The sequence below is a fragment of the Burkholderia sp. Ac-20349 genome (assembly GCF_017104865.1).
GTDB classification, from domain to species: Bacteria; Pseudomonadota; Gammaproteobacteria; order Burkholderiales; family Burkholderiaceae; genus Burkholderia; species Burkholderia aenigmatica.
In genome coordinates, this window is the sequence record NZ_JAAGPM010000081.1 from 16,084 (window position 1) to 36,806 (window position 20,723).

Annotated in this window: 15 protein-coding genes and 1 pseudogene; 8 read left to right on the forward strand and 8 right to left on the reverse strand. The window is 64.3% G+C overall.

Annotation, left to right across the window (positions count from 1 at the left end; genetic code table 11):
• Positions 1-22: 22 nt before the first annotated feature.
• Both rbfA and truB read left to right on the forward strand, forming a co-directional pair.
• Entirely contained in the window at positions 23-421 is a 399-nt protein-coding gene (rbfA, locus tag G3N61_RS24370) for a 30S ribosome-binding factor RbfA (RefSeq protein WP_011351799.1), read from the forward strand.
• Between the two features lie 13 nt (positions 422-434).
• Positions 435-1,367: a tRNA pseudouridine(55) synthase TruB gene (gene truB, locus G3N61_RS24375; protein WP_089450364.1), complete on the forward strand. Its 933-nt coding sequence runs from the start codon at positions 435-437 to the stop codon at positions 1,365-1,367.
• An 85-nt stretch (positions 1,368-1,452) separates the two neighbouring features.
• Here the strand turns inward: truB and G3N61_RS24380 are convergent, their stop codons facing one another.
• From G3N61_RS24380 to G3N61_RS24395, 4 genes are all read right to left on the reverse strand, one after another.
• Positions 1,453-3,012, reverse strand: coding sequence for a DHA2 family efflux MFS transporter permease subunit (locus G3N61_RS24380; protein ID WP_043182584.1), 1,560 nt, complete (start codon positions 3,010-3,012; stop codon positions 1,453-1,455).
• A 28-nt stretch (positions 3,013-3,040) separates the two neighbouring features.
• Positions 3,041-4,255, reverse strand: coding sequence for an HlyD family efflux transporter periplasmic adaptor subunit (locus tag G3N61_RS24385; protein WP_205823786.1), 1,215 nt, complete (start codon positions 4,253-4,255; stop codon positions 3,041-3,043).
• A gap of 52 nt (positions 4,256-4,307) precedes the next feature.
• Complete coding sequence (locus tag G3N61_RS24390; RefSeq protein ID WP_089450693.1) at positions 4,308-5,804, reverse strand: efflux transporter outer membrane subunit; 1,497 nt, start codon at positions 5,802-5,804, stop codon at positions 4,308-4,310.
• A gap of 87 nt (positions 5,805-5,891) precedes the next feature.
• The gene (locus G3N61_RS24395) at positions 5,892-6,383 is read right to left on the reverse strand and encodes a MarR family transcriptional regulator (protein ID WP_011351804.1); all 492 of its coding nucleotides are present in this window, start codon (positions 6,381-6,383) and stop codon (positions 5,892-5,894) included.
• Between the two features lie 328 nt (positions 6,384-6,711).
• Here G3N61_RS24395 and typA point away from each other — a divergent pair, with 328 nt between their 5' ends.
• The 6 genes from typA to G3N61_RS24425 all read left to right on the forward strand — a co-directional run bounded on the left by typA (position 6,712) and on the right by G3N61_RS24425 (position 16,395).
• On the forward strand, positions 6,712-8,538 hold the full coding sequence (gene typA, locus G3N61_RS24400; protein ID WP_043182588.1) for a translational GTPase TypA: 1,827 nt from the start codon (positions 6,712-6,714) through the stop codon (positions 8,536-8,538).
• A gap of 317 nt (positions 8,539-8,855) precedes the next feature.
• Complete coding sequence (locus tag G3N61_RS24405) at positions 8,856-11,720, forward strand: 2-oxoglutarate dehydrogenase E1 component (RefSeq protein ID WP_043182590.1); 2,865 nt, start codon at positions 8,856-8,858, stop codon at positions 11,718-11,720.
• Positions 11,721-11,855: 135 nt separating this feature from the next.
• Entirely contained in the window at positions 11,856-13,130 is a 1,275-nt protein-coding gene (odhB, locus tag G3N61_RS24410) for a 2-oxoglutarate dehydrogenase complex dihydrolipoyllysine-residue succinyltransferase (protein ID WP_089450367.1), read from the forward strand.
• A gap of 83 nt (positions 13,131-13,213) precedes the next feature.
• On the forward strand, positions 13,214-14,644 hold the full coding sequence (gene lpdA / locus G3N61_RS24415; RefSeq protein WP_043182592.1) for a dihydrolipoyl dehydrogenase: 1,431 nt from the start codon (positions 13,214-13,216) through the stop codon (positions 14,642-14,644).
• A 98-nt stretch (positions 14,645-14,742) separates the two neighbouring features.
• Positions 14,743-15,840 (forward strand): cell division protein ZapE, encoded by a 1,098-nt coding sequence (gene zapE / locus G3N61_RS24420; RefSeq protein WP_041492816.1) that lies wholly within the window; start codon positions 14,743-14,745, stop codon positions 15,838-15,840.
• Between the two features lie 144 nt (positions 15,841-15,984).
• Positions 15,985-16,395 (forward strand): transposase, encoded by a 411-nt coding sequence (locus G3N61_RS24425; protein ID WP_043182594.1) that lies wholly within the window; start codon positions 15,985-15,987, stop codon positions 16,393-16,395.
• Between the two features lie 103 nt (positions 16,396-16,498).
• Here G3N61_RS24425 and G3N61_RS24430 read toward each other — a convergent pair whose 3' ends face one another.
• From G3N61_RS24430 to G3N61_RS24445, 4 genes and pseudogenes are all read right to left on the reverse strand, one after another.
• Positions 16,499-16,960 (reverse strand): DUF2147 domain-containing protein, encoded by a 462-nt coding sequence (locus G3N61_RS24430; RefSeq protein WP_089450370.1) that lies wholly within the window; start codon positions 16,958-16,960, stop codon positions 16,499-16,501.
• Between the two features lie 166 nt (positions 16,961-17,126).
• Positions 17,127-18,812: a POTRA domain-containing protein gene (locus G3N61_RS24435; protein ID WP_043182596.1), complete on the reverse strand. Its 1,686-nt coding sequence runs from the start codon at positions 18,810-18,812 to the stop codon at positions 17,127-17,129.
• 144 nt (positions 18,813-18,956) lie between these two features.
• Complete coding sequence (locus G3N61_RS24440) at positions 18,957-20,366, reverse strand: collagen-like triple helix repeat-containing protein (protein ID WP_205823787.1); 1,410 nt, start codon at positions 20,364-20,366, stop codon at positions 18,957-18,959.
• A 40-nt stretch (positions 20,367-20,406) separates the two neighbouring features.
• A pseudogene (locus tag G3N61_RS24445) lies at positions 20,407-20,723 on the reverse strand (collagen-like triple helix repeat-containing lipoprotein); the annotation flags it as partial.

Consider the following 20,723-nt stretch of genomic DNA (forward strand, 5'->3'; position numbering starts at 1 on the left):
ATAAACGGATCACGGATCGATCATGTCCAGGAAACGTACTTCCCCCAATCGCAACGTGCAGATCGCTGACCAGATTCAGCGCGATCTGTCCGAACTCATCATGCGCGAGGTCAAGGACCCGCGCATCGGTATCGTGACCATCCAGAGCGTGGAACTCACGCCGGATTACGCGCACGCGAAGGTTTACTTCACCGCGTTGACCGGCGATCCGGCCAAGACGCAGGAAGCGCTGAACCATGCGTCGGGTCACTTGCACAACCTGTTGTTCAAGCGCCTGCACATTCATACGGTGCCGACGCTGCATTTCCACTACGACCAGACGATCGAGAAGGCCGTCGAAATGTCGCGCCTGATCAAGGAAGCGAACTCGACGCGCGCGAAGGACGACGACGAGGCCGACGCGGCCGCCAAGGACGACTGAGCTCGACCGGCCTATGACGACTGCAGCACCCCAACGTCCGCGCGTGCCCCGGCGCGTGCTGGACGGCGTCCTCCTGCTCGACAAGCCGATCGGCCTGTCGAGCAACGACGCACTGATTCGCGCGAAGCGCCTGCTGCTCGCGAAGAAAGCCGGTCACACCGGCACGCTCGATCCGCTGGCTTCGGGCTTGCTGCCGCTGTGCTTCGGCGAGGCGACGAAGTTCTCGCAGGATTTGCTCGAAGCCGACAAGACCTACGAAGCGACGATGCGTCTCGGTCAGCGTACGGCCACCGGCGACGCGGAAGGCGAGGTGATCGACACGCGGCCCGTCGAATGCGACCGTGCGGCGGTAGAAGCCGCGCTCGTGCGCTTCACCGGCGATATCGTGCAGGTGCCGCCGATGTATTCGGCGCTCAAGCGCGATGGCAAGCCGCTGTACGAATATGCGCGCGCGGGTCAAACCGTTGAGCGTGAGGGCCGCAACGTGACGATCCTCGCACTCGACCTGCTCGCGTGCGACCTGCCCGACGTGACGTTTCGCGTGACCTGCACCAAGGGCACTTACGTGCGTACGCTGGCCGAGGACATCGGCGAGGCGCTCGGTTGCGGTGCGCATCTGACGATGCTGCGTCGCACGGGCGTCGGCGCGCTGACGCTCGAGCATGCGGTGACGCTGGATGCGCTGTCCGACGCCGACGAAGCGTCACGCGATGCGTGGCTCCAGCCGGTCGATGCGTTGCTGTCGACGTTTCCGCTGGTTCGTCTCGATGAAACCAGTGCGAAGCGGTTCCTGCATGGCCAACGTCTGCCGCTATCCGCGCTCGATCCGATCGATGCTGCAGAAGGCGGGCGTGTGCGTGTCTACGACGCGACGCGGCTGCTCGGTGTGGCGCGCAAGGCGAACGGCGTACTGGCGCCCGAACGGCTCGTCGTCACGGCTGGCTGACGCCGCCGAGCGAACGCGCTCCCGTCGAAATAAAAAAGCCCGGTCGAGGTCGACCGGGCTTTTTGTTTGCGTTCTGGCTGCGTGTTCAGTGTGCGGCCGATGCCGCGGCACCTGCATCGCCGCCACCTGAGCGCTCGGGCTTCGTGATCCAGATCAGCCCGATCAGCAGCACGAAGATCGCCGCCGAGATGTAGAACAGGTCGTTCACGCCGAGCTGCGCGGCCTGCTGCGTGGCCATGTTGTTGATCAGCCCGTGCGCCTGGTCCTGCGTCAGACCGAGGTTGCCCATCTGCGTGACGGCCTGGTTGAACGTCGGGTTGTAGACGTTCGTCTGCTCGACCAGTTGCGCGTGATGGAAGTTGTTGCGATGGTCCCAGGCCGTCTGGAAGATCGACGTGCCGATGCCGCCGCACATGATCCGCACGAAGTTCGACAGGCCCGATGCCGCGGGGATGCGGTGGCCGGGCAGGCCGGACAGCGTGATCGACACCAGCGGGATGAAGAAGCCGGCCATCGCGATCCCCTGCACGAGCGTCGGCAGGGTCAGCGACCATTCGTCGACACCCGTCGTGTAGCGCGACCGCATCCAGAAGCACAGCGCAAACGTCAGGAACGACGCCGTCGAGATAAAGCGCGGATCGGTGCGCGGCAGATACTTCCCGGTGAGTGGCGACAGCAGGATGGCGAACAGCCCGACCGGCGCCATCACGAGACCGGCGTCGGTCGCGGTGTAGCCGATCTGCGTCTGCAGCCACAGCGGCAACAGCACGAGGTTGCCGAAGTACAGGCCGTATCCGATCGACAGTGCGACCGTGCCACCGGTGAAATTCCGCATGCGGAACAGCGACAGGTCGACGACCGGGTGTTCGGCGGTCAGCTCCCAGATGACGAAGAACGCGAACGCGATGACGGCGGTCAGCGCAAGCACGATGATGGTCGTCGATTCGAACCAGTCGAGATCCTTGCCCTTGTCGAGCATGATCTGCAGCGAGCCGACCCAGATGACCAGCAATGCGAGGCCCACGCCGTCGATCGGCGCACGGCGCACGGCCGATTCCCGATTGCGGTAGATCGCCCACGTCGCGGCGGCGGCGGCGATGCCGACCGGGATGTTGACGTAGAAGATCCACGGCCACGAGTAGTTGTCCGAGATCCAGCCGCCGAGGATCGGGCCGGCAACCGGCGCGATCAGCGTCGTCATCGCCCATAGCGCGAGCGCCATCGGCGCCTTGGCGCGCGGATAGCTCGACAGCAGGAGCGCTTGCGACAGCGGGATCATCGGGCCCGCAACCGCGCCTTGCAGCACGCGCGATCCAAGCAGGAACGGCAGGTTGGGCGAGAGCCCGCACATCCACGACGAAATCACGAACAGGATGATCGACGCGAGGAACAGGCGAACCTGCCCGAAGCGGTCGGTCAGCCAGCCGGTCAGCGGCACGGAGATCGCGTTCGCGACCGCGAACGACGTGATGACCCATGTGCCCTGGTCGGACGACACGCCGAGGTCGCCCGAGATGGTCGGGATCGCGACGTTCGCGATGGACGTGTCGAGCACGTTCATGAACACCGCGAGCGATACCGCGATCGTCCCGATCACGAGCTGCCCGCCCTGCAAGGGCGGGTGAGAGACAGGAGCCTGTGCCATGTCGGTTGTCTTTCCGGAGTCGGAACGGTTACATCATCTTCGCGATGGCGTTCGACTTCGCCGCGGCCGGTGCCGATGCGTTGCCGCCTGCGTTCTCGGTAACGATGCGGGCGATTTCGGCGTCGGCTTCGTCGCCGTACTTCGCGAACACGTTGGTCTCGTAGACGGTGTTCGGCGCGTTCACGAGCTGGTCGCCGCGTTCGTCCTTGATGTCCACGTCGACCTGCATCGACAGGCCGATACGCAGCGGGTGCTTGTCGAGATCCTTCGGGTCGAGTTCGATCCGCACCGGCAGGCGCTGCACGACCTTGATCCAGTTACCCGTCGCGTTCTGCGCCGGCAGCAGCGAGAACGCCGAGCCGGTACCGGCCGAGAAACCGACCACCTTGCCGTGGTAGACCGCCGACGAGCCATAGATGTCGGCCGTCAGTTCGACCGGCTGGCCGATGCGCATATGCTTGAGCTGGACTTCCTTGAAGTTCGCATCGACCCACACCGCGTTCAGCGGCACCACCGACATCAGCGGCGTGCCCGGCGACACGCGCTGGCCGACCTGCACCGAGCGCTTCGCGACATAGCCGGTGACCGGCGCGGGCAGCACGTTACGCGCGTTCGCAAGATAGGCATCGCGCACCTTCGCGGCCGCGGCCATCACGTTCGGATGCGATGCGATCGTCGTGTTCGCGGTCAGTGCGCGGTTCGACGCGAGTTGCTGCTGCGATGCGTCGAGCGATGCCTGGGCGGCGCGAACGGCGTCGCGTGCGTGCGAGATTTCTTCCTGCGACACGGCGCCCGTCTGTGCGACGGCTACGCGGCGACGGAGATCGTCCTCGGCTTTCGACAGGTCGGACTGGCGCAGTGCGACTTGCGCGCGATACTGGTCGTCGTTGACGAACAGGCCGCGCACCTGGCGCACCGTCTGCGCGAGATTGGCTTCGGCCTGCTGCAGCGCGACCTGCGAGTCTGCCGGGTCGAGCACGACGAGCGGATCGCCGGCCTTGACCGTCTGCGTGTCGTCGGCCTTCACCGCGATCACGGTGCCGGTGACTTGCGGCGTGATCTGCACGACGTTGCCGTTCACGTACGCGTCGTCGGTCCCTTCATGGAAGCGGGCGACGAGGAAGTAATACAGGCCGTACGCGATGGCCGCGATCACGATGACCGCGACGAGCAGCGTCATCATTCGCTTGCGTTTGCCGTTGCTCTGCGGCTGCGCGCTGGCGGCGTTTTGTTGGTCGCTCATGGCGATTTTCTCCGTCCGTTATTTCGAGTGTCTGCGTAGTGGTGGCGCCGGATCAGTTGGCGGCCTGTTTTGTCGGCTTGTCGGCATCGGGCGCGGCGAGCGGCGTACCAGTCGCGTCGAACCCGCCACCCAGCGCCTTGATCAGCGCGAGCTGCATGTCGCGCCGGCGCATCTTCAGGTTGGTCACCGTCTGCTCCGATGCGAGGCGGTTGCTGTCCGCGGTCAGCACCTGCAGTTGCGGCGACAGGCCGGCCTTGTAGCGGATGACCGCGAGGTCGTAGGCGCGCGTCGATGCGTCGAGTGCGCGTTGCGCATCGCCCATCTGGCGATCGACCGCGCGGATCGACGCGACCTGCGTCGCGACGTCGTTCAGCGCACTGATCAGCGTCTGGTTGTAGTTCGCCACCGACAGGTCGAAGTCCGCATAGCGGCCCTTGAGCTGCGCGCGCAGCGCGCCGGCGTCGAAAATCGGCAGGTGGATCGCCGGGCCGAACTGCGCCTGGCGGCTCGCGAAGTTCAGGAATTTGCCCCAGCCGAACGCATCGAAGCCGAAGCCGGCCGCGAGGTTCACGTCCGGATAGAACTCGGCCTTCGCTTCCTTCACGTCGTGCATCGCGGCTTCGACCTGCCAGCGTGCGGCGACGATGTCGGGGCGGCGCGCGACGAGATCGGCCGGCAGGTTGCCGGGCAGCGCGACTTCGCCGCTCGGGTTCATCACGGGCGCGGCGATCTGCAGCCCGCGATCCGGGCCCTTGCCGAGCAGCGCCGCGAGCTGGTAGCGCACGGTCGTGATCTGGCCGTCGAGATCCGACAGCGAAGCCTGGGTCGTCGCGATATTGCCGCGGGCCGTCTGGCGTTCGACGTTGGTGTCGAGGCCGGCCGACACGCGGCCGTCGGTGATCTTGCCGACCGTCTCGCGGTTGGCGATCTCCCGTTGGGCGATATCGCGCAGCGCATAGAGCTGCGCGAGCGAGTTGTAGGTGCGTGCGACCGACGACGCGAGCGTGATGCGCGCCTGCTGCATGTCGGCTTCGGCCGCCTTTTCCTGCGACACGGCGGTGTGCAGGCGTTCGCGGTTCTTGCCCCACAGGTCGAGTTCCCACGAGGCACTCGCGAGCGCGTTGTTCTCGCTGTACCACTGGCCGCCGTACGGGGGCGGGAACAGTGCATTCGACGAATACAGCTCGCGTGTCCACGAATAGCTGGCTTCCGCCTTCGGCAGCAGGCTCGAACGCGACGATTCGATGTACGACGATGCCTTGGCGATACGCGCCTGCGCCTGCGCGATCGACGGATTGCCCTGCAGGGCTTCGTCGATCAGCTTCGGCAACTGCGGATCGCCGAACTGGCCGGCCCAGTCGAGCGCCGGCCACTGGCCGCCCTGGGCCGGCAGGCTCTGGGCCGATTCGAATTGCGACGCGGGGGCGATCTGCTTGTCGCTCTTGATGCCGATGTAATTAGCGCAGCCCGCCAGCGCCAGTGCGGCGACCGCGGCGGCGACGGCGGCGCGGCACGACCCGGCGCGCACGGACAACGGGGAGGATTTCATCGCGCTGATCCCTGACTCGGAATGAATGATGGACACTGCAAGGATTTCCTTACATTAATCTGTCAAAAGTAATTGTTATGGCAACTATTACGTGATGCTGCCGCCGGCGGTCTCGCAGTAGTTGCTGAGAATGCGGCGCAGCATGCTCTTCAGGAACCCGACTTCTTCCGGCGTAAACCCGTCCAGCACCTGGTCGAGCACGCTGCGGAAAATGGGCGGCAGCCGCTCGGCGAGCGCACGGCCTTCGTCGGTCAGCTCAAGGCGCACGACGCGCCGATCCTCGATACTGCGGACGCGGGACAGCAGGCCGCGTTTCTCGACCCGGTCGAGCAGGCGCGTGACCGCGCTCGCGTCGATCCCGTACTCGCGCGCGAGCTCGGCGGCCGTCGAGCATTTGCCGACCGCGATCATGAATAGCATGCTCGCCTGCGTGCCCGTGATGCCGAGCTCTTCCTGCGTGCGTTGCGTGACGAGGTTGGTCATCACCGACTTCACGCGCGACATCAGATAGCCGACGCTGTCGTTCATCTGATACGAAGACAGCGGCGAAACGGGTGGTTGGGTAGAAGAATCCGACATAAAACCCTGAAGCTGCAATAGTTGACTAGGCAGCAGTATAGGCACAGTTGCTTGCCGCGGCAAATGTTAATCGAACGGCAAAGGGCGCGCTTCGCGTCAGACAAATCCCTTATATCGATAAGGTTTTTGACCTCGCCGGTGATGCGGCTTCGGCATGATTGATGCGTTCGAGGGGAGGGCGTGCCGGCCAGCTTGTCGCGTCGCAACGTGCCCATCAGCTCTCGACATTCTCACGTGCTATAATTTGTGGCTTTCCAAGCTGCAATGTGCGCGCGCCCGTGAAAAACGAGCGGGCGCGTTTGCGCGTTCAAACGATTTCCAGGTTTCTATGACCCGCGCCCTTCGCAATATCGCCATCATCGCCCACGTCGACCACGGCAAGACCACGCTCGTCGACCAACTGCTTCGCCAGTCCGGCACCTTCCGCGAGAACCAGCAGATTGCGGAACGGGTGATGGACTCGAACGACATCGAAAAAGAGCGCGGGATCACGATTCTCGCGAAGAACTGCGCGGTCGAGTACGAAGGCACGCACATCAACATCGTCGACACGCCGGGGCACGCGGACTTCGGTGGTGAGGTGGAGCGCGTGCTGTCGATGGTCGACTCGGTGCTGCTGCTCGTCGACGCGGTCGAGGGCCCGATGCCCCAGACGCGCTTCGTCACGAAGAAGGCGCTCGCGCTCGGCCTGAAGCCGATCGTCATCGTCAACAAGATCGACCGTCCGGGTGCGCGGATCGACTGGGTCATCAACCAGACCTTCGACCTGTTCGACAAGCTCGGCGCAACGGAAGAGCAGCTCGACTTCCCGATCGTCTACGCATCGGGCCTGAACGGCTATGCGTCGCTCGACCCGGCTGCGCGCGAAGGCGACATGCGCCCGCTGTTCGAGGCAGTCCTCGAACACGTGCCGGTCCGCCCGGCAGATCCGGAAGCGCCGCTGCAGCTGCAGATCACGTCGCTCGACTATTCGACGTACGTCGGCCGGATCGGCGTCGGCCGCATCACGCGCGGTCGCATCAAGCCGGGCCAGCCGGTCGCGATGCGCTTCGGGCCGGAAGGCGATGTGCTGAACCGCAAGATCAACCAGGTGCTGTCGTTCACGGGCCTCGAGCGCGTGCAGGTCGAATCGGCCGAAGCGGGCGACATCGTGCTGATCAACGGTATTGAAGACGTCGGCATCGGTGCAACGATCTGCGCGGTGGATACGCCGGAAGCGCTGCCGATGATCACCGTCGACGAGCCGACGCTGACGATGAACTTCCTCGTCAACTCGTCGCCGCTCGCCGGCCGCGAAGGCAAGTTCGTCACGAGCCGCCAGATCCGCGACCGCCTGATGAAGGAACTGAACCACAACGTCGCGCTGCGCGTGAAGGACACCGGCGACGAAACGGTGTTCGAAGTGTCGGGCCGCGGCGAACTGCACCTGACGATTCTCGTCGAGAACATGCGTCGTGAAGGCTACGAGCTGGCCGTGTCGCGTCCGCGCGTCGTGATGCAGGAAATCGACGGTGTTCGTCACGAGCCGTACGAGCTGCTGACGGTCGACGTCGAGGACGAGCATCAGGGCGGCGTGATGGAAGAGCTCGGCCGCCGCAAGGGCGAGATGCTCGACATGGCGTCGGACGGCCGCGGCCGCACGCGCCTGGAGTACAAGATCTCGGCGCGTGGCCTGATCGGCTTCCAGAGCGAGTTCCTGACGCTGACGCGCGGCACGGGCCTGATGAGCCACATCTTCGACTCGTACGCACCGGTCAAGGACGGCTCGGTGTTCGAGCGCCGCAACGGCGTGCTGATCTCGCAGGACGACGGCGCTGCCGTGGCCTACGCACTGTGGAAGCTGCAGGATCGCGGCCGCATGTTCGTGAAGCCGGGTGACGCGCTGTATGAGGGCATGATCATCGGTATCCACAGCCGTGACAACGACCTCGTCGTGAACCCGATTAAGGGCAAGCAGCTGACCAACGTGCGTGCGTCGGGTACCGACGAAGCCGTGCGCCTCGTGCCGCCGGTCCAGATGTCGCTGGAATACGCGGTCGAATTCATCGACGACGACGAACTCGTCGAAGTGACGCCGCAGTCGATCCGTCTGCGCAAGCGTCACCTGAAGGAACACGAGCGTCGCCGCGCGAGCCGCGAAGGCGCGGTCGACTAAGCATTTCGACCGTTCGCTGCATCACGGAAAAGGCTGCCTGCGGGCAGCCTTTTTTTGCATCTGCGCGACGTGCAATCGGGTTGCCTGCAAAACACTGTTTCTGGCGGTCGCGGCAATCCGGCAAAACCCCGTCGGGCGGGCTTTCAGGCGCATTTCACCGTGAACTCCGGTATCGGTTCTGTGATATGCTGCGCGCACGCAAGTTTAGGTCCTTCCAAGCAAGACTTGATTCGCAATCCGCTAAACGGTCAGGCCGTGTCGCGGAAGGTTGAGTAACCCGCTATTTCTCGAGAAGCTCGAAGAAAGGTGAGCGTAAAATGTCAGATGTAATGAAGCAGTTTCAGCTGAACTCCTATCTGTTCGGCGGCAATGCTTCGTACGTTGAAGAACTGTACGATGCATACCTCAACAATCCGGCATCGGTGCCGGAGAACTGGCGAGAGTATTTCGACGCGCTGCAGAACGTACCTGCAACGGACGGTTCGAATGCCAATGACGTCGCCCATTTTCCGATCGTCGAATCGTTCGCCGAGCGCGCGAAGGCCAATGCCTTCATTCCGCGCGAAAGCACCAGCAATCTGGCTGCGGCACGCAAGCAAGTGCACGTCCAGTCCCTTATCAGCGCCTATCGCTTCCTCGGCTCGCAATGGGCCAATCTGGATCCCCTGAAGCGTCGCGAACGTCCCGCCATTCCCGAGCTCGAACCCGCGTTCTACGATTTCTCCGAAGGCGACCTCGACCAGACGTACAGCGCAAGCAACCTGTACTTCGGTTTCGACCAGGCTTCGCTGCGTGACATCGTCAAGGGTCTGCGCGACACGTACTGCGGCACGATCGGCGCCGAATACATGTACATCAGCGACCCGGAACAGAAGCGCTGGTGGCAGGAGCGCCTGGAGTCGATCCGCGCGACGCCGAATTTCTCGGCAGACGAGAAGAAGCACATCCTGAATCGCCTGACGGCAGCGGAAGGCCTCGAGCGCTATCTGCACACCAAGTACGTCGGCCAGAAGCGCTTCTCGCTCGAAGGCGGCGAAAGCTTCATCGCAGCGATGGACGAAGTCGTCCAGCACTCGGGCAAGCGCGGCGTCCAGGAAATCATCATCGGCATGGCCCACCGTGGCCGTCTGAACGTGCTGGTCAACACGCTGGGCAAGATGCCGGCCGACCTGTTCGCCGAATTCGAAGGCAAGCACGTCGACGACCTGCCGGCCGGTGACGTGAAGTACCACAAGGGCTTCTCGTCGGACGTGTCGACGGAAGGCGGCCCGGTCCACCTGTCGCTCGCGTTCAACCCGTCGCACCTCGAAATCGTGAACCCGGTGGTCGAAGGTTCCGCGAAGGCGCGTATGGATCGTCGCGGCGACGAAGACGGCCTGCAAGTGCTGCCGGTGCAGATCCACGGTGACGCGGCCTTCGCTGGCCAGGGCGTCGTGATGGAAACGCTGAACCTCGCGCAGACGCGCGGTTACGGCACGCACGGCACGCTGCACATCGTCATCAACAACCAGATCGGCTTCACGACGTCCGACCCGCGCGATGCGCGCTCGACGCTGTACTGTACCGACGTCGTCAAGATGATCGAGGCGCCGGTGCTGCACGTGAACGGTGACGATCCGGAAGCTGTCGTGCTCGCGATCCAGATCGCGATCGACTACCGGATGCAGTTCCACAAGGATGTCGTGATCGACATCGTCTGCTTCCGCAAGCTGGGCCACAACGAGCAGGACACGCCGGCGGTCACGCAGCCGCTGATGTACAAGAAGATCGCGCAGCACCCGGGCACCCGTGCGCTGTACGCCGAGAAGCTCGTGCAGCAGGGCGTGATCACCGCGGAAGACGCCGACGGCTTCGTGAAGGCGTACCGCAAGGCGATGGACGACGGTCACCACACGGTCGACCCGGTCCTGTCGAACTACAAGAGCAAGTATGCGGTCGACTGGGTTCCGTTCCTGAACCGCAAGTGGACGGATGCAGCCGACACGGCCGTGCCGCTCGCAGAACTGAAGCGCCTCGGCGAACGCATCACGACGGTCCCGGAAAACTTCAAGGTTCACCCGCTCGTCGAGCGCGTGATCAACGACCGTCGCAACATGGCGCGTGGCGACCAGCCGCTCGACTGGGGCATGGGCGAGCACCTCGCGTTCGCGTCGCTCGTCGCATCGGGCTACTCGGTGCGCCTGACGGGCCAGGACTCGGGTCGCGGCACGTTCACGCACCGTCACGCGGTGCTGCACGACCAGAACCGCGAGCGCTGGAACGACGGCACGTACGTGCCGCTGCAGAACATCGCTGACGGCCAGGCGAAGTTCACGGTGATCGACTCGGTGCTGTCGGAAGAAGCGGTGCTGGGCTTCGAATACGGTTACTCGACCGCCGAGCCGAACACGCTCGTGCTGTGGGAAGCGCAGTTCGGCGACTTCGTCAACGGCGCACAGGTCGTGATCGACCAGTTCATCTCGTCGGGCGAAGTGAAGTGGGGCCGCGTGTCGGGTCTCACGATGCTGCTGCCGCACGGCTACGAAGGCCAGGGTCCGGAACACTCGTCGACGCGTATCGAGCGCTTCCTGCAACTGTGCGCAGATCACAACATGCAGGTCGTTCAACCGACGACGCCGGCGCAGATTTTCCACCTGCTGCGTCGCCAGATGATCCGCCTGTTCCGCAAGCCGCTGATCGTCGCAACGCCGAAGTCGTTGCTGCGCCACAAGGAAGCGGTGTCGGACCTGTCGGAACTCGCGAAGGGTTCGTTCCAGCCGGTGCTGGGCGAAACCGACGGCGGCATCGACGCGAAGAAGGTCAAGCGCGTGCTGGCATGCTCGGGCCGCGTGTATTACGACCTCGTCGCCCATCGCCGCGAAGCGAAGGCGAACGACGTCGCGATCATCCGTATCGAGCAGCTGTATCCGTTCGCGCACAAGCAGTTCGAAGCCGAAATGAAGAAGTACGAGAACGCGACTGAAGTGGTCTGGGTGCAGGACGAGCCGCAGAACCAGGGTCCCTGGTTCTACGTCGAGCACCATCTGAAGGAAGGCATGAAGGAAGGGCAGAAGCTGGCATACAGCGGCCGTCCGGCTTCGGCCTCGCCGGCGGTTGGCTACTACGCGAAGCACTACGAGCAGCAGAAGGCCCTCATCGAAGGTGCATTCGGCCGCCTGAAGAGCGCATCGATCGCGAAATAACCGACGGAAGCGAAACGGGAAGGCGCCATGCGCTTTCCCGTCTCTTTTGGCCCGCCGGGCGCGTCGCGCGCCGCATCGGCCGAAGGAATCGCACGAACCTCGTCATTACCCAGATTAAGCATCCAGGAAAATCACATGGCTATCGTAGAAGTCAAAGTCCCCCAGCTTTCGGAGTCGGTTTCGGAAGCCACCATGCTGCAGTGGAAGAAGAAGCCGGGCGAAGCAGTTGCTCAAGACGAAATCCTGATCGAACTCGAGACCGACAAGGTCGTGCTTGAAGTGCCGGCACCGGCCGCGGGCGTGCTCGCGCAAGTGCTGCAGAACGACGGTGACACCGTCGTGGCCGATCAGCTGATCGCAACGATCGACACTGAAGCGAAGGCAGGTGCAGCCGAAGCCGCTGCGGGCGCCGCCGAAGTCAAGCCGGCAGCAGCGCCTGCTGCAGCCGCACCGGCAGCACAGCCGGTCGCCGCAGCCGCATCGTCGACCACCGCATCGCCGGCTGCATCGAAGCTGCTGGCCGAGAAGGGCCTGTCGGCGGGCGACGTCGCAGGTTCGGGCCGCGACGGCCGCGTCACGAAGGGCGACGCGCTGGCAGCAGGCAGCGCACCGAAGGCTGCTCCGGCTGCCGCACCGGCGAAGACCGCCGCTGCGAAGCCGTCGCTGCCGGACGTGAAGGTGCCGGCGTCGGCGACGACCTGGCTGAACGACCGTCCGGAGCAGCGCGTGCCGATGTCGCGCCTGCGTGCGCGTATCGCCGAGCGCCTGCTCGAGTCGCAGCAGACCAACGCGATCCTGACGACGTTCAACGAAGTGAACATGGCCCCGGTCATGGAGCTGCGCAACAAGTACAAGGACAAGTTCGAGAAGGAACATGGCGTGAAGCTCGGCTTCATGTCGTTCTTCGTGAAGGCGGCCGTCCACGCGCTGAAGAAGTTCCCGCTCGTGAACGCGTCGATCGACGGTAACGACATCGTCTACCACGGCTACTTCGACATCGGTATCGCTGTCGGCTCGCCGCGCGGCCTCGTCGTGCCGATCCTGCGCAACGCGGATCAACTGAGCCTCGCCGAGATCGAAAAGAAGATCGCCGAGTTCGGCCAGAAGGCGAAGGACGGCAAGCTGTCGATCGAGGAAATGACGGGCGGTACGTTCTCGATCTCGAACGGCGGCGTGTTCGGCTCGATGCTGTCGACCCCGATCATCAACCCGCCGCAGTCGGCAATCCTCGGCGTGCACGCGACGAAGGAGCGTCCGGTCGTCGAAAACGGCCAGATCGTGATCCGTCCGATCAACTACCTCGCGCTGTCGTACGACCACCGCATCATCGACGGCCGCGAAGCCGTGCTGTCGCTCGTCGCGATGAAGGATGCGCTGGAAGATCCGGCACGCCTGCTGCTCGACCTGTAAGCCGAGTTTCACCGCATTGACCCGCTCCGCACGGGCGCGCGACACGCGCTGCCCGTGCGGTTGCACAAGAAGAAAGGATTGTCATGTCCAAGGAATTTGACGTCGTCGTGATCGGCGCCGGCCCTGGCGGCTACATCGCCGCGATCCGCGCTGCGCAGCTCGGCAAGACCGTTGCCTGTATCGAGAAGTGGAAGAACCCGGCCGGCGCGCTGAAGCTCGGCGGCACGTGCCTGAACGTCGGCTGCATCCCGTCGAAGGCGCTGCTCGCATCGTCGGAAGAGTTCGAGAACACGTCGCACCACCTGGCCGACCACGGCATCACGGTCGACGGCGTGAAGATCGACGTCGCGAAGATGCTCGGCCGCAAGGACGCAATCGTCGAGAAGATGACGAGCGGGATCGAGTTCCTGTTCAAGAAGAACAAGATCACCTGGCTGAAGGGCCATGGCAAGTTCACCGGCAAGACCGACGCCGGCGTGCAGATCGAAGTGAGCGGCGAAGGCGAAGCCGAAGTCGTGACCGCGAAGAACGTGATCATCGCGACGGGCTCGAAGGCGCGTCACCTGCCGGGCCTCCCGGTCGACAACAAGATCGTGTCGGACAACGAAGGTGCGCTGACGTTCGACGCGGTACCGAAGAAGCTCGCCGTGATCGGCGCAGGCGTGATCGGCCTCGAGCTCGGCTCGGTGTGGCGTCGCCTCGGTGCCGAAGTGACGGTGCTCGAAGCGCTGCCGGCGTTCCTCGGCGCAGCCGACGAAGCGCTCGCGAAGGAAGCGGCCAAGCTGTTCAAGAAGCAGGGCCTCGACATCCATCTCGGCGTGAAGATCGGCGAAGTGAAGACGACCGCGGACGGCGTGTCGATCGCCTACACGGACAAGGACGGCAACGCGCAGACGCTCGACGCCGACCGCCTGATCGTGTCGGTCGGCCGCGTGCCGAACACCGACAACCTCGGCCTCGAGGCAATCGGCCTGAAGGCGAACGAACGCGGCTTCATCGACGTGGACGACCACTGCCGTACGGCAGTGCCGAACGTGTTCGCGATCGGCGACGTGGTGCGTGGCCCGATGCTCGCGCACAAGGCGGAAGACGAAGGCGTGCTGGTCGCGGAAGTGATCGACGGCCAGAAGCCGCACATCGACTACAACTGCATTCCGTGGGTGATCTACACGTACCCGGAAATCGCATGGGTCGGCAAGACGGAGCAGCAGCTGAAGGCGGAAGGCCGCGAGATCAAGTCGGGCAAGTTCCCGTTCTCGATCAACGGCCGCGCACTCGGCATGAATGCGCCGGACGGCTTCGTGAAGATGATCGCGGATGCGAAGACCGACGAACTGCTCGGCGTGCACGTGATCGCGGCGAACGCGTCGGACCTGATCGCGGAAGCCGTGGTCGCGATGGAGTTCAAGGCGGCGTCGGAAGACATCGCCCGTATCTGCCATCCGCACCCGTCGATGTCGGAAGTGATGCGCGAAGCGGCGCTCGCCGTCGACAAGCGCTCGCTGAACAGCTGAGCGCGGTATAGCGCCGGCCGGCCAACGGCCGGCGCAGCCGTCTCATGACGAAGGCGGGCGGGGTTTCCCGTCCGCCTTCGTTCTTTCTGGTTTGCCCGATGAACGTCACCGAATACTACACGCGCGAATTGACCACGCGCGGCTATCAGTCCGATCCCGCGCAGCGCGCGGCCGTCGATCGTCTGCAGCAATGCTTCGACGAGTGGGTCGAGTACAAGGCGCGCCGCTCGAACGCATTCAAGAAGCTCATCAATCATCCCGACCTCCCGCGCGGCGTCTACATGTGGGGCGGCGTCGGTCGCGGCAAGAGCTTCCTGATGGACAGCTTCTACGCGGTCGTGCCCGTGCAGCGCAAGACGCGCCTGCATTTCCACGAATTCATGCGCGAAGTGCACCGCGAGCTCGAGGAATTGAAAGGGCAGGCGGATCCGCTCGACGAACTCGCACGACGTATTGCGAAGCGCTACCGGCTGATCTGCTTCGACGAGTTCCACGTGTCGGACATTGCCGATGCGATGATCCTGTATCGTCTGCTCGACCGCCTGTTCAACAACGGCGTGCAGTTCGTGATGACGTCCAACTACGACCCCGACGACCTGTATCCGGACGGCCTGCATCGCGACCGCATGCTGCCGGCGATCGCGCTGATCAAGTCCAGGCTCGATGTGCTCAACGTCGACGCGGGCGTCGATTATCGCCAGCGCACGCTCGCGCAGGTGAAGATGTATCACACGCCGCTCGGCGCGGATGCCGATCGCGAATTGCGGCATGCGTTCCAGAAGCTCGCTGCCGTTCCCGATGAAAGCCCGCTCCTGCATATCGAGAAGCGCGAGCTGAAGGCGCTGCGCAAGGCGGACGGCGTCGTATGGTTCGACTTCGCGACGCTGTGCGGCGGCCCGCGCTCGCAGAACGACTATCTCGAGCTCGCGAGCCGCTTCCACGCGATCGTGCTGTCCGAGGTGCCGCAGATGTCGCCGCGGATGGCGTCCGAGGCGCGCCGCTTCACGTGGCTCATCGACGTGCTGTACGACCACAAGGTCAAGCTGCTGATGTCCGCGGCGGTGCCGGCGGAGCAGTTGTACGTCGAAGGCCCGATGGCCAACGAGTTTGCGCGTACGGTCTCGCGAATCGTCGAGATGCAGTCGAAGGAATACATCGAAACGCCGCGCCGCATCGTCGATACGTCGTTGACCTGAGTGCGATTTCCGGCAATTGACGGGATTCAAACGTCAATTCCGGTCAAATTAAGGCAATCTCGGGGTATTTTCGGATTTGTCTTATATTCATTGTTGAGGTGAGCCGATATCGTTGTGTCATGGTTACTAAGGCTGGAGATGTCCATGACACCGTATCGCGATTTGACCGATCAAGAGTGGCGCTGCGTCGCGTCGCTTCTGCCCGAAATGCAGCCGCGCACCGAGTTGCGCGGCCGGCCGTTGGCCAATACGCGTGCCGTCCTGAACGGCGTGCTCTGGGTGATCTACAGCGGCGCAACGTGGTCGGCCATGCCGCGCCGTTACCCTTCGTATCAAACTTGCCATCGACGCTTCAAGGTCTGGCACGAGACGGGTACGTTGATGAGTGTCATGCGCGAACTCTATGGCGACGCAGGCGTGAATCTGTGCAACGAGTTGTCCACGCGGATGCGCAAGCACACGCAATCGAAGGCGGCGGAAGCGCGCAGCAATGTGGCGCCTGCGTATCGCGCACCTGGCAGCTATGCGTCGGACACGCTGAAGCATGCAGCGTGATATCCATCAGTTCCAGCTACACGCGCACCAAAAGAAAATCGGCCTGCGACAATGTCGCCAGGCCGATTTTTTCATTGAGCCGCGCGTTTAAGCGCGAGTCGCATTATTGCTGGCGAACCCAGGTCTGCGAACGACCGAGCAGCGACACGCCGATGTAACCGCGCACGACGAGTTTCTGGCCACCGTCTTCAAGCGTCATCTTGCACTTGTAGACCTTGCCGTTCTCCGGGTCGAGAATGTTGCCGCCGTCCCAGTGGTCGCCTTCCTTCTTCATTGCCTTGATGATCGTCATGCCCTTGATGAGCTGATCCTTGCGCTCGTCCGTGCAGGCGGTGCAGCGGCGATCCGGCGTATCGTTCGCGCCGAGGCCCTTGACGACCTTGCCGGTCAGCGCACCGTCGCTGTCTTCGGCGATCTGCACGAGCGCCTTCGGCTGATGGGTGTTGTCGTCGATCGTCTGCCACATGCCGATGGGGTTGTCAGCTTGTGCGAACGTGGGGGCGGCGCAAGCGAGCAGTGCGCCGGCGACGGCGATTGCACGCAACGGGCGGGTCAGTTGAATCATTGTCGTCCTCCTTGTTTTGCATGTCGTGTTCGATTTGCACGCACAACCGTCTGCATGGGGCGGGCATGTTGCGAGCTTCGCCAGAATACGTGAAACCGCGCGCCACGTTTGATAGAGGGGACTCTAATCGAAACAGCCCGCGTGGCGCGGGCTGTCGGGTGACCGATCAGTTGAGCTGATACGAAAATGCGGCGTTGATACGTGGGCTGCGCGATGCGCTTTCGACGGGCGCGTCTCCCACCGGCTTCGCGACGTTCAGATCGAGGCTGTAGAAGCGGCTGTCCGAGAAACGCACGCCGATGCCGACCGACGACATGCGGTTCGGTGATGGTGTGCCGGCATGCAGGTACACACGTGCCATGTCGTAGGCGATGTATGGCGTAACGGATTTCATATACGTCCAGCCCGGAGTGAAGCCACGGTTGACCTCCAGCGACATCCCCCATCCCGAGTCACCCGACGCTTCGCCCGGCTGATAGCCGAGCGCGTAGCGCGTGGAGCCAAACGAAATCTGCTCGGACGTCGGCAGCGAGTCGGGGCTGTATTGCCCGGTCAGCGAGATCGACGTACCGATCCGGAACGGCCATTCGTTGGTTTGCGTGTAGGTCGCGCCGGTACGGACGAAGGTCAGCGAAATTGGGTCGGCGTACGTAATCGTCGAGCCATTCGCCTGGGCGGTCTGCGATTTCGACGCACCGAGGATGTCGAACGCCTTGGCCACGTTGACACTGAACTTTCGCACCTGTTTCGGCTGGACGCTCGTGTAGTCAAGCTGCAGCTGCATCACGCGAACCTGCGACCGATTGTTGAGCGTCGCGCCGGTGATCTGGTTCTGGTAATTGTCCTCGTTGTGCGCCGCATAGCCCGATACGGTACCGAGCAGGCTGCGCTGATTGTTCAGCAGTATTGGATAGGATGCCGAAAGACCCAGTTTTTCGTTCTTGACCGTACGCTGGATGTACGACGGCAGGCCGGGATTGTCAGTCGGCTTGCCGCGATAGGTGCTCGCGTCGAGGCGCGTGATCAGGCCGCTGCTGCCGACGGGGAGCGCACCGCTGAATGCGAAGTAAGTCTGCTTGTCGCGCCCCGGCGGCGCCAGCGCGGAAATGCTCAGTTGCTCGCCGAACGACGTGAGGCCGTTTTCGGTCGCGGTGATGAGACCCTGGACGCCCGGGTGGTTGAAGTCGATGCCGGTGCTGACGTTGAACGGCTTGCGGTCCACGGCGAGTTCGAGCGTCGTCGCACCGTCGGTGGTTTGCGGCGGCGGGACGTTCGCCTTTACCGTGAGGCCGGGCAACAGGCCGAACGTGTTCACGTAGCGTTCGAACGTCGCGCGGCGCAGCGGGCGATCGGCAGTGATATGCGCGGCGATCGCACGAATCTTCGATTCCATCGCACCGGGCTTGCCGGTGACCTTGACGTCCGACACGTAGCCTTCGACAACCGTGATGCGCACGACGCCGTTCTCGAACGTCTGCGCAGGAATGAACGCGAACGACAGCGCGAAACCGCGATCCTGGTACAGCTTGGTCACGCCGTTGGCGGTTTCGATCAATTCGCCGATCGTGATGTCCTTGCCGACGAGAGGGGTGAAGCGACGCGAGATTTCCTCGAACGGCACGGACTTCACGCCTTCGACCTGGAACGTCTTCGGTGTCACGTGGCGCGATAGCAACTCCTGCAACTGCGGTGCTTGCGGTGCGACCTGCACGGTCACGTTCGGGCCGGTTTTCGGCGCGTTGATCTGGGGCAGGGAGTCGAGCGGGTTACCTCCGACGCGCGTTTGTGCATGTGCCGTGCTTGCTGCCGCGATGGCGAGCAGCATCATCCATCTGTCGAGTCTGGATTTCATTGTTCTTCCTCGTAGGCCTTGCTTTTCGTCTTCTTTGTAATGCCGGCGCGCGACACCAGGGTGTCGCGCGCCGCGTGCCGCAATGCCGGTTGTGTTTGTACGGTCGCGCCATTCGCTCCGGCTGCGAAGATGCGACCGTCCTCCTTACTTGCCAACGCTACCCAGCAACCCCGTGACCGGTGCCAGCAGGCCCGTCGAGCTGCCGCCCGACGCTGCCGTACCCGTGACGCTGCCGACCAGCGACGTGACCGGCGCGAGCGGGCTCGCGCCCCCCGATCCTGCTGCGCCACCCACAGCTCCGGTGACAGTATTCAGCAAACCGGTGACCGGCGCGAGAGGGTTTGCACTGCCTGTGCCGCCCGTTGCGCCGCCGAGCGTGCCCGTCACCGTCGACACGAGATTCGTGACGGGGGCGAGCGGGCCGCCGCTGCCGCCTGCTGCGCCACCGAGCGCGCCCGTCACCGTGGAGACGAGGCCGGTGACCGGTGCGAGCGGGCCGCTGCCCGAGCCGCCGGTCGCGCCGCCGAGTGCGCCCGTGAGCGAGCCGAGCGGCGTCGAGCCGAGACCCGACAGCAGGCCGCCGAGCGGATTCGTCGAGCCGGAACCCGACGACGCGCCGTTTTGTACGGTCGCCGTCGAGCCGCCGACGAGGCTCGTGATCAGGCCGGGGATCGGTGCTGCGCCGTTCGGGCCGTTCGGGTTGACGAGGCCGCCCGCGTTGGTCACGGTGTTGCCGACCGCGGTCACGAGCTGACCGACGTCGCCGACGAGCGGCTGGCTCGACGTGCCGCCGACCTGCTTGCCGGCCGAGCTGATCGCGCCGCCAACCTGGCCGAGCAGGCCCGAGACGGGTTGGCCGAGGCCGGTCGTCGTGCCGACCTGTTGCGTGACTTGGCCGGCGGTGATCACGAGCGGCGTGATCGCCGAGCTGATCGGCTGCGTTACCTGCTGTACGGCACCCGACGACAACGTCGAGCCGATCGTCGTGCCGGCGGCTGTCAGGCCGTTGGCCACCGTGTCGAGCACGGTGCCGACCGGCGTCGTGACAGGAGCGAGCGGCGCGAGCTGGCCCGTGCCGAGCGCCTTGACCGTCGAGCTCAGGCCGGACACCGTGTTGCTCGTCGCGCCGACCACGTTGCCGAGGCCTGCGACGGTCGTGCCCACCGGATCGTTAGTCGTGCCGATCTGTCCCAGTCCGTTGCTCACGGCATCGGCGGCTGCGCCGACGATCGTACCGGTGCTGGAGATCGTGCTGCCGACACCCTTCGTCACGCCGTCGCCGAGGCCCGGCAGGCTGATGTTGCCGACCGTGCTGCCGAGGTCGGTGGCCGTCTGGCCAACAGTGCTGACGACTCCCTTGGTGCCGGTTGGCGTGCCGCTGGTGCCGCTCGTGCTCGGCGTACCGCTCGTGCTGGGGTTGTTGTTGCTGCTGGTCGGCGGCGAGCTGACGCCGCCGCCGCCGCAGGCGGCCAGCAGGCAGGCTGCGGCGAAGGCCGTGAGGGGCACGCGCCATTGGCGCAGGGTGGCTGTCGTGAGAGAACGTTGCTGGGACATGAGTGACTCCTCGCTGTCTTGTCGATTGATGGATCTTGGTTTACTTGCCGTGCGTGCCGCCGAGCAGGCCGCCGATCAGCGACGTGACCGGCGCGAGCGGATTCGACGCCGAGCCCGAGTTCGTGACGGCGCCCGTACCGCCGGTCAATGCCGGCGCACCGACCGTGCTGGTCACCGTGGACACTGCGTTCGTCACCGGGGCGAGCGGGCTGCTGCCGCCCGTCGCGCCGCCGAGTGCACCCGTCACCGTGCCGAGGAGACCCGTGACCGGCGCGAGCGGGCCGCCGCTCGTGCCGCCCGTTGCGCCGCCGAGCGCGCCCGTGACCGTCGAGACGAGGCCGGTGACCGGTGCGAGCG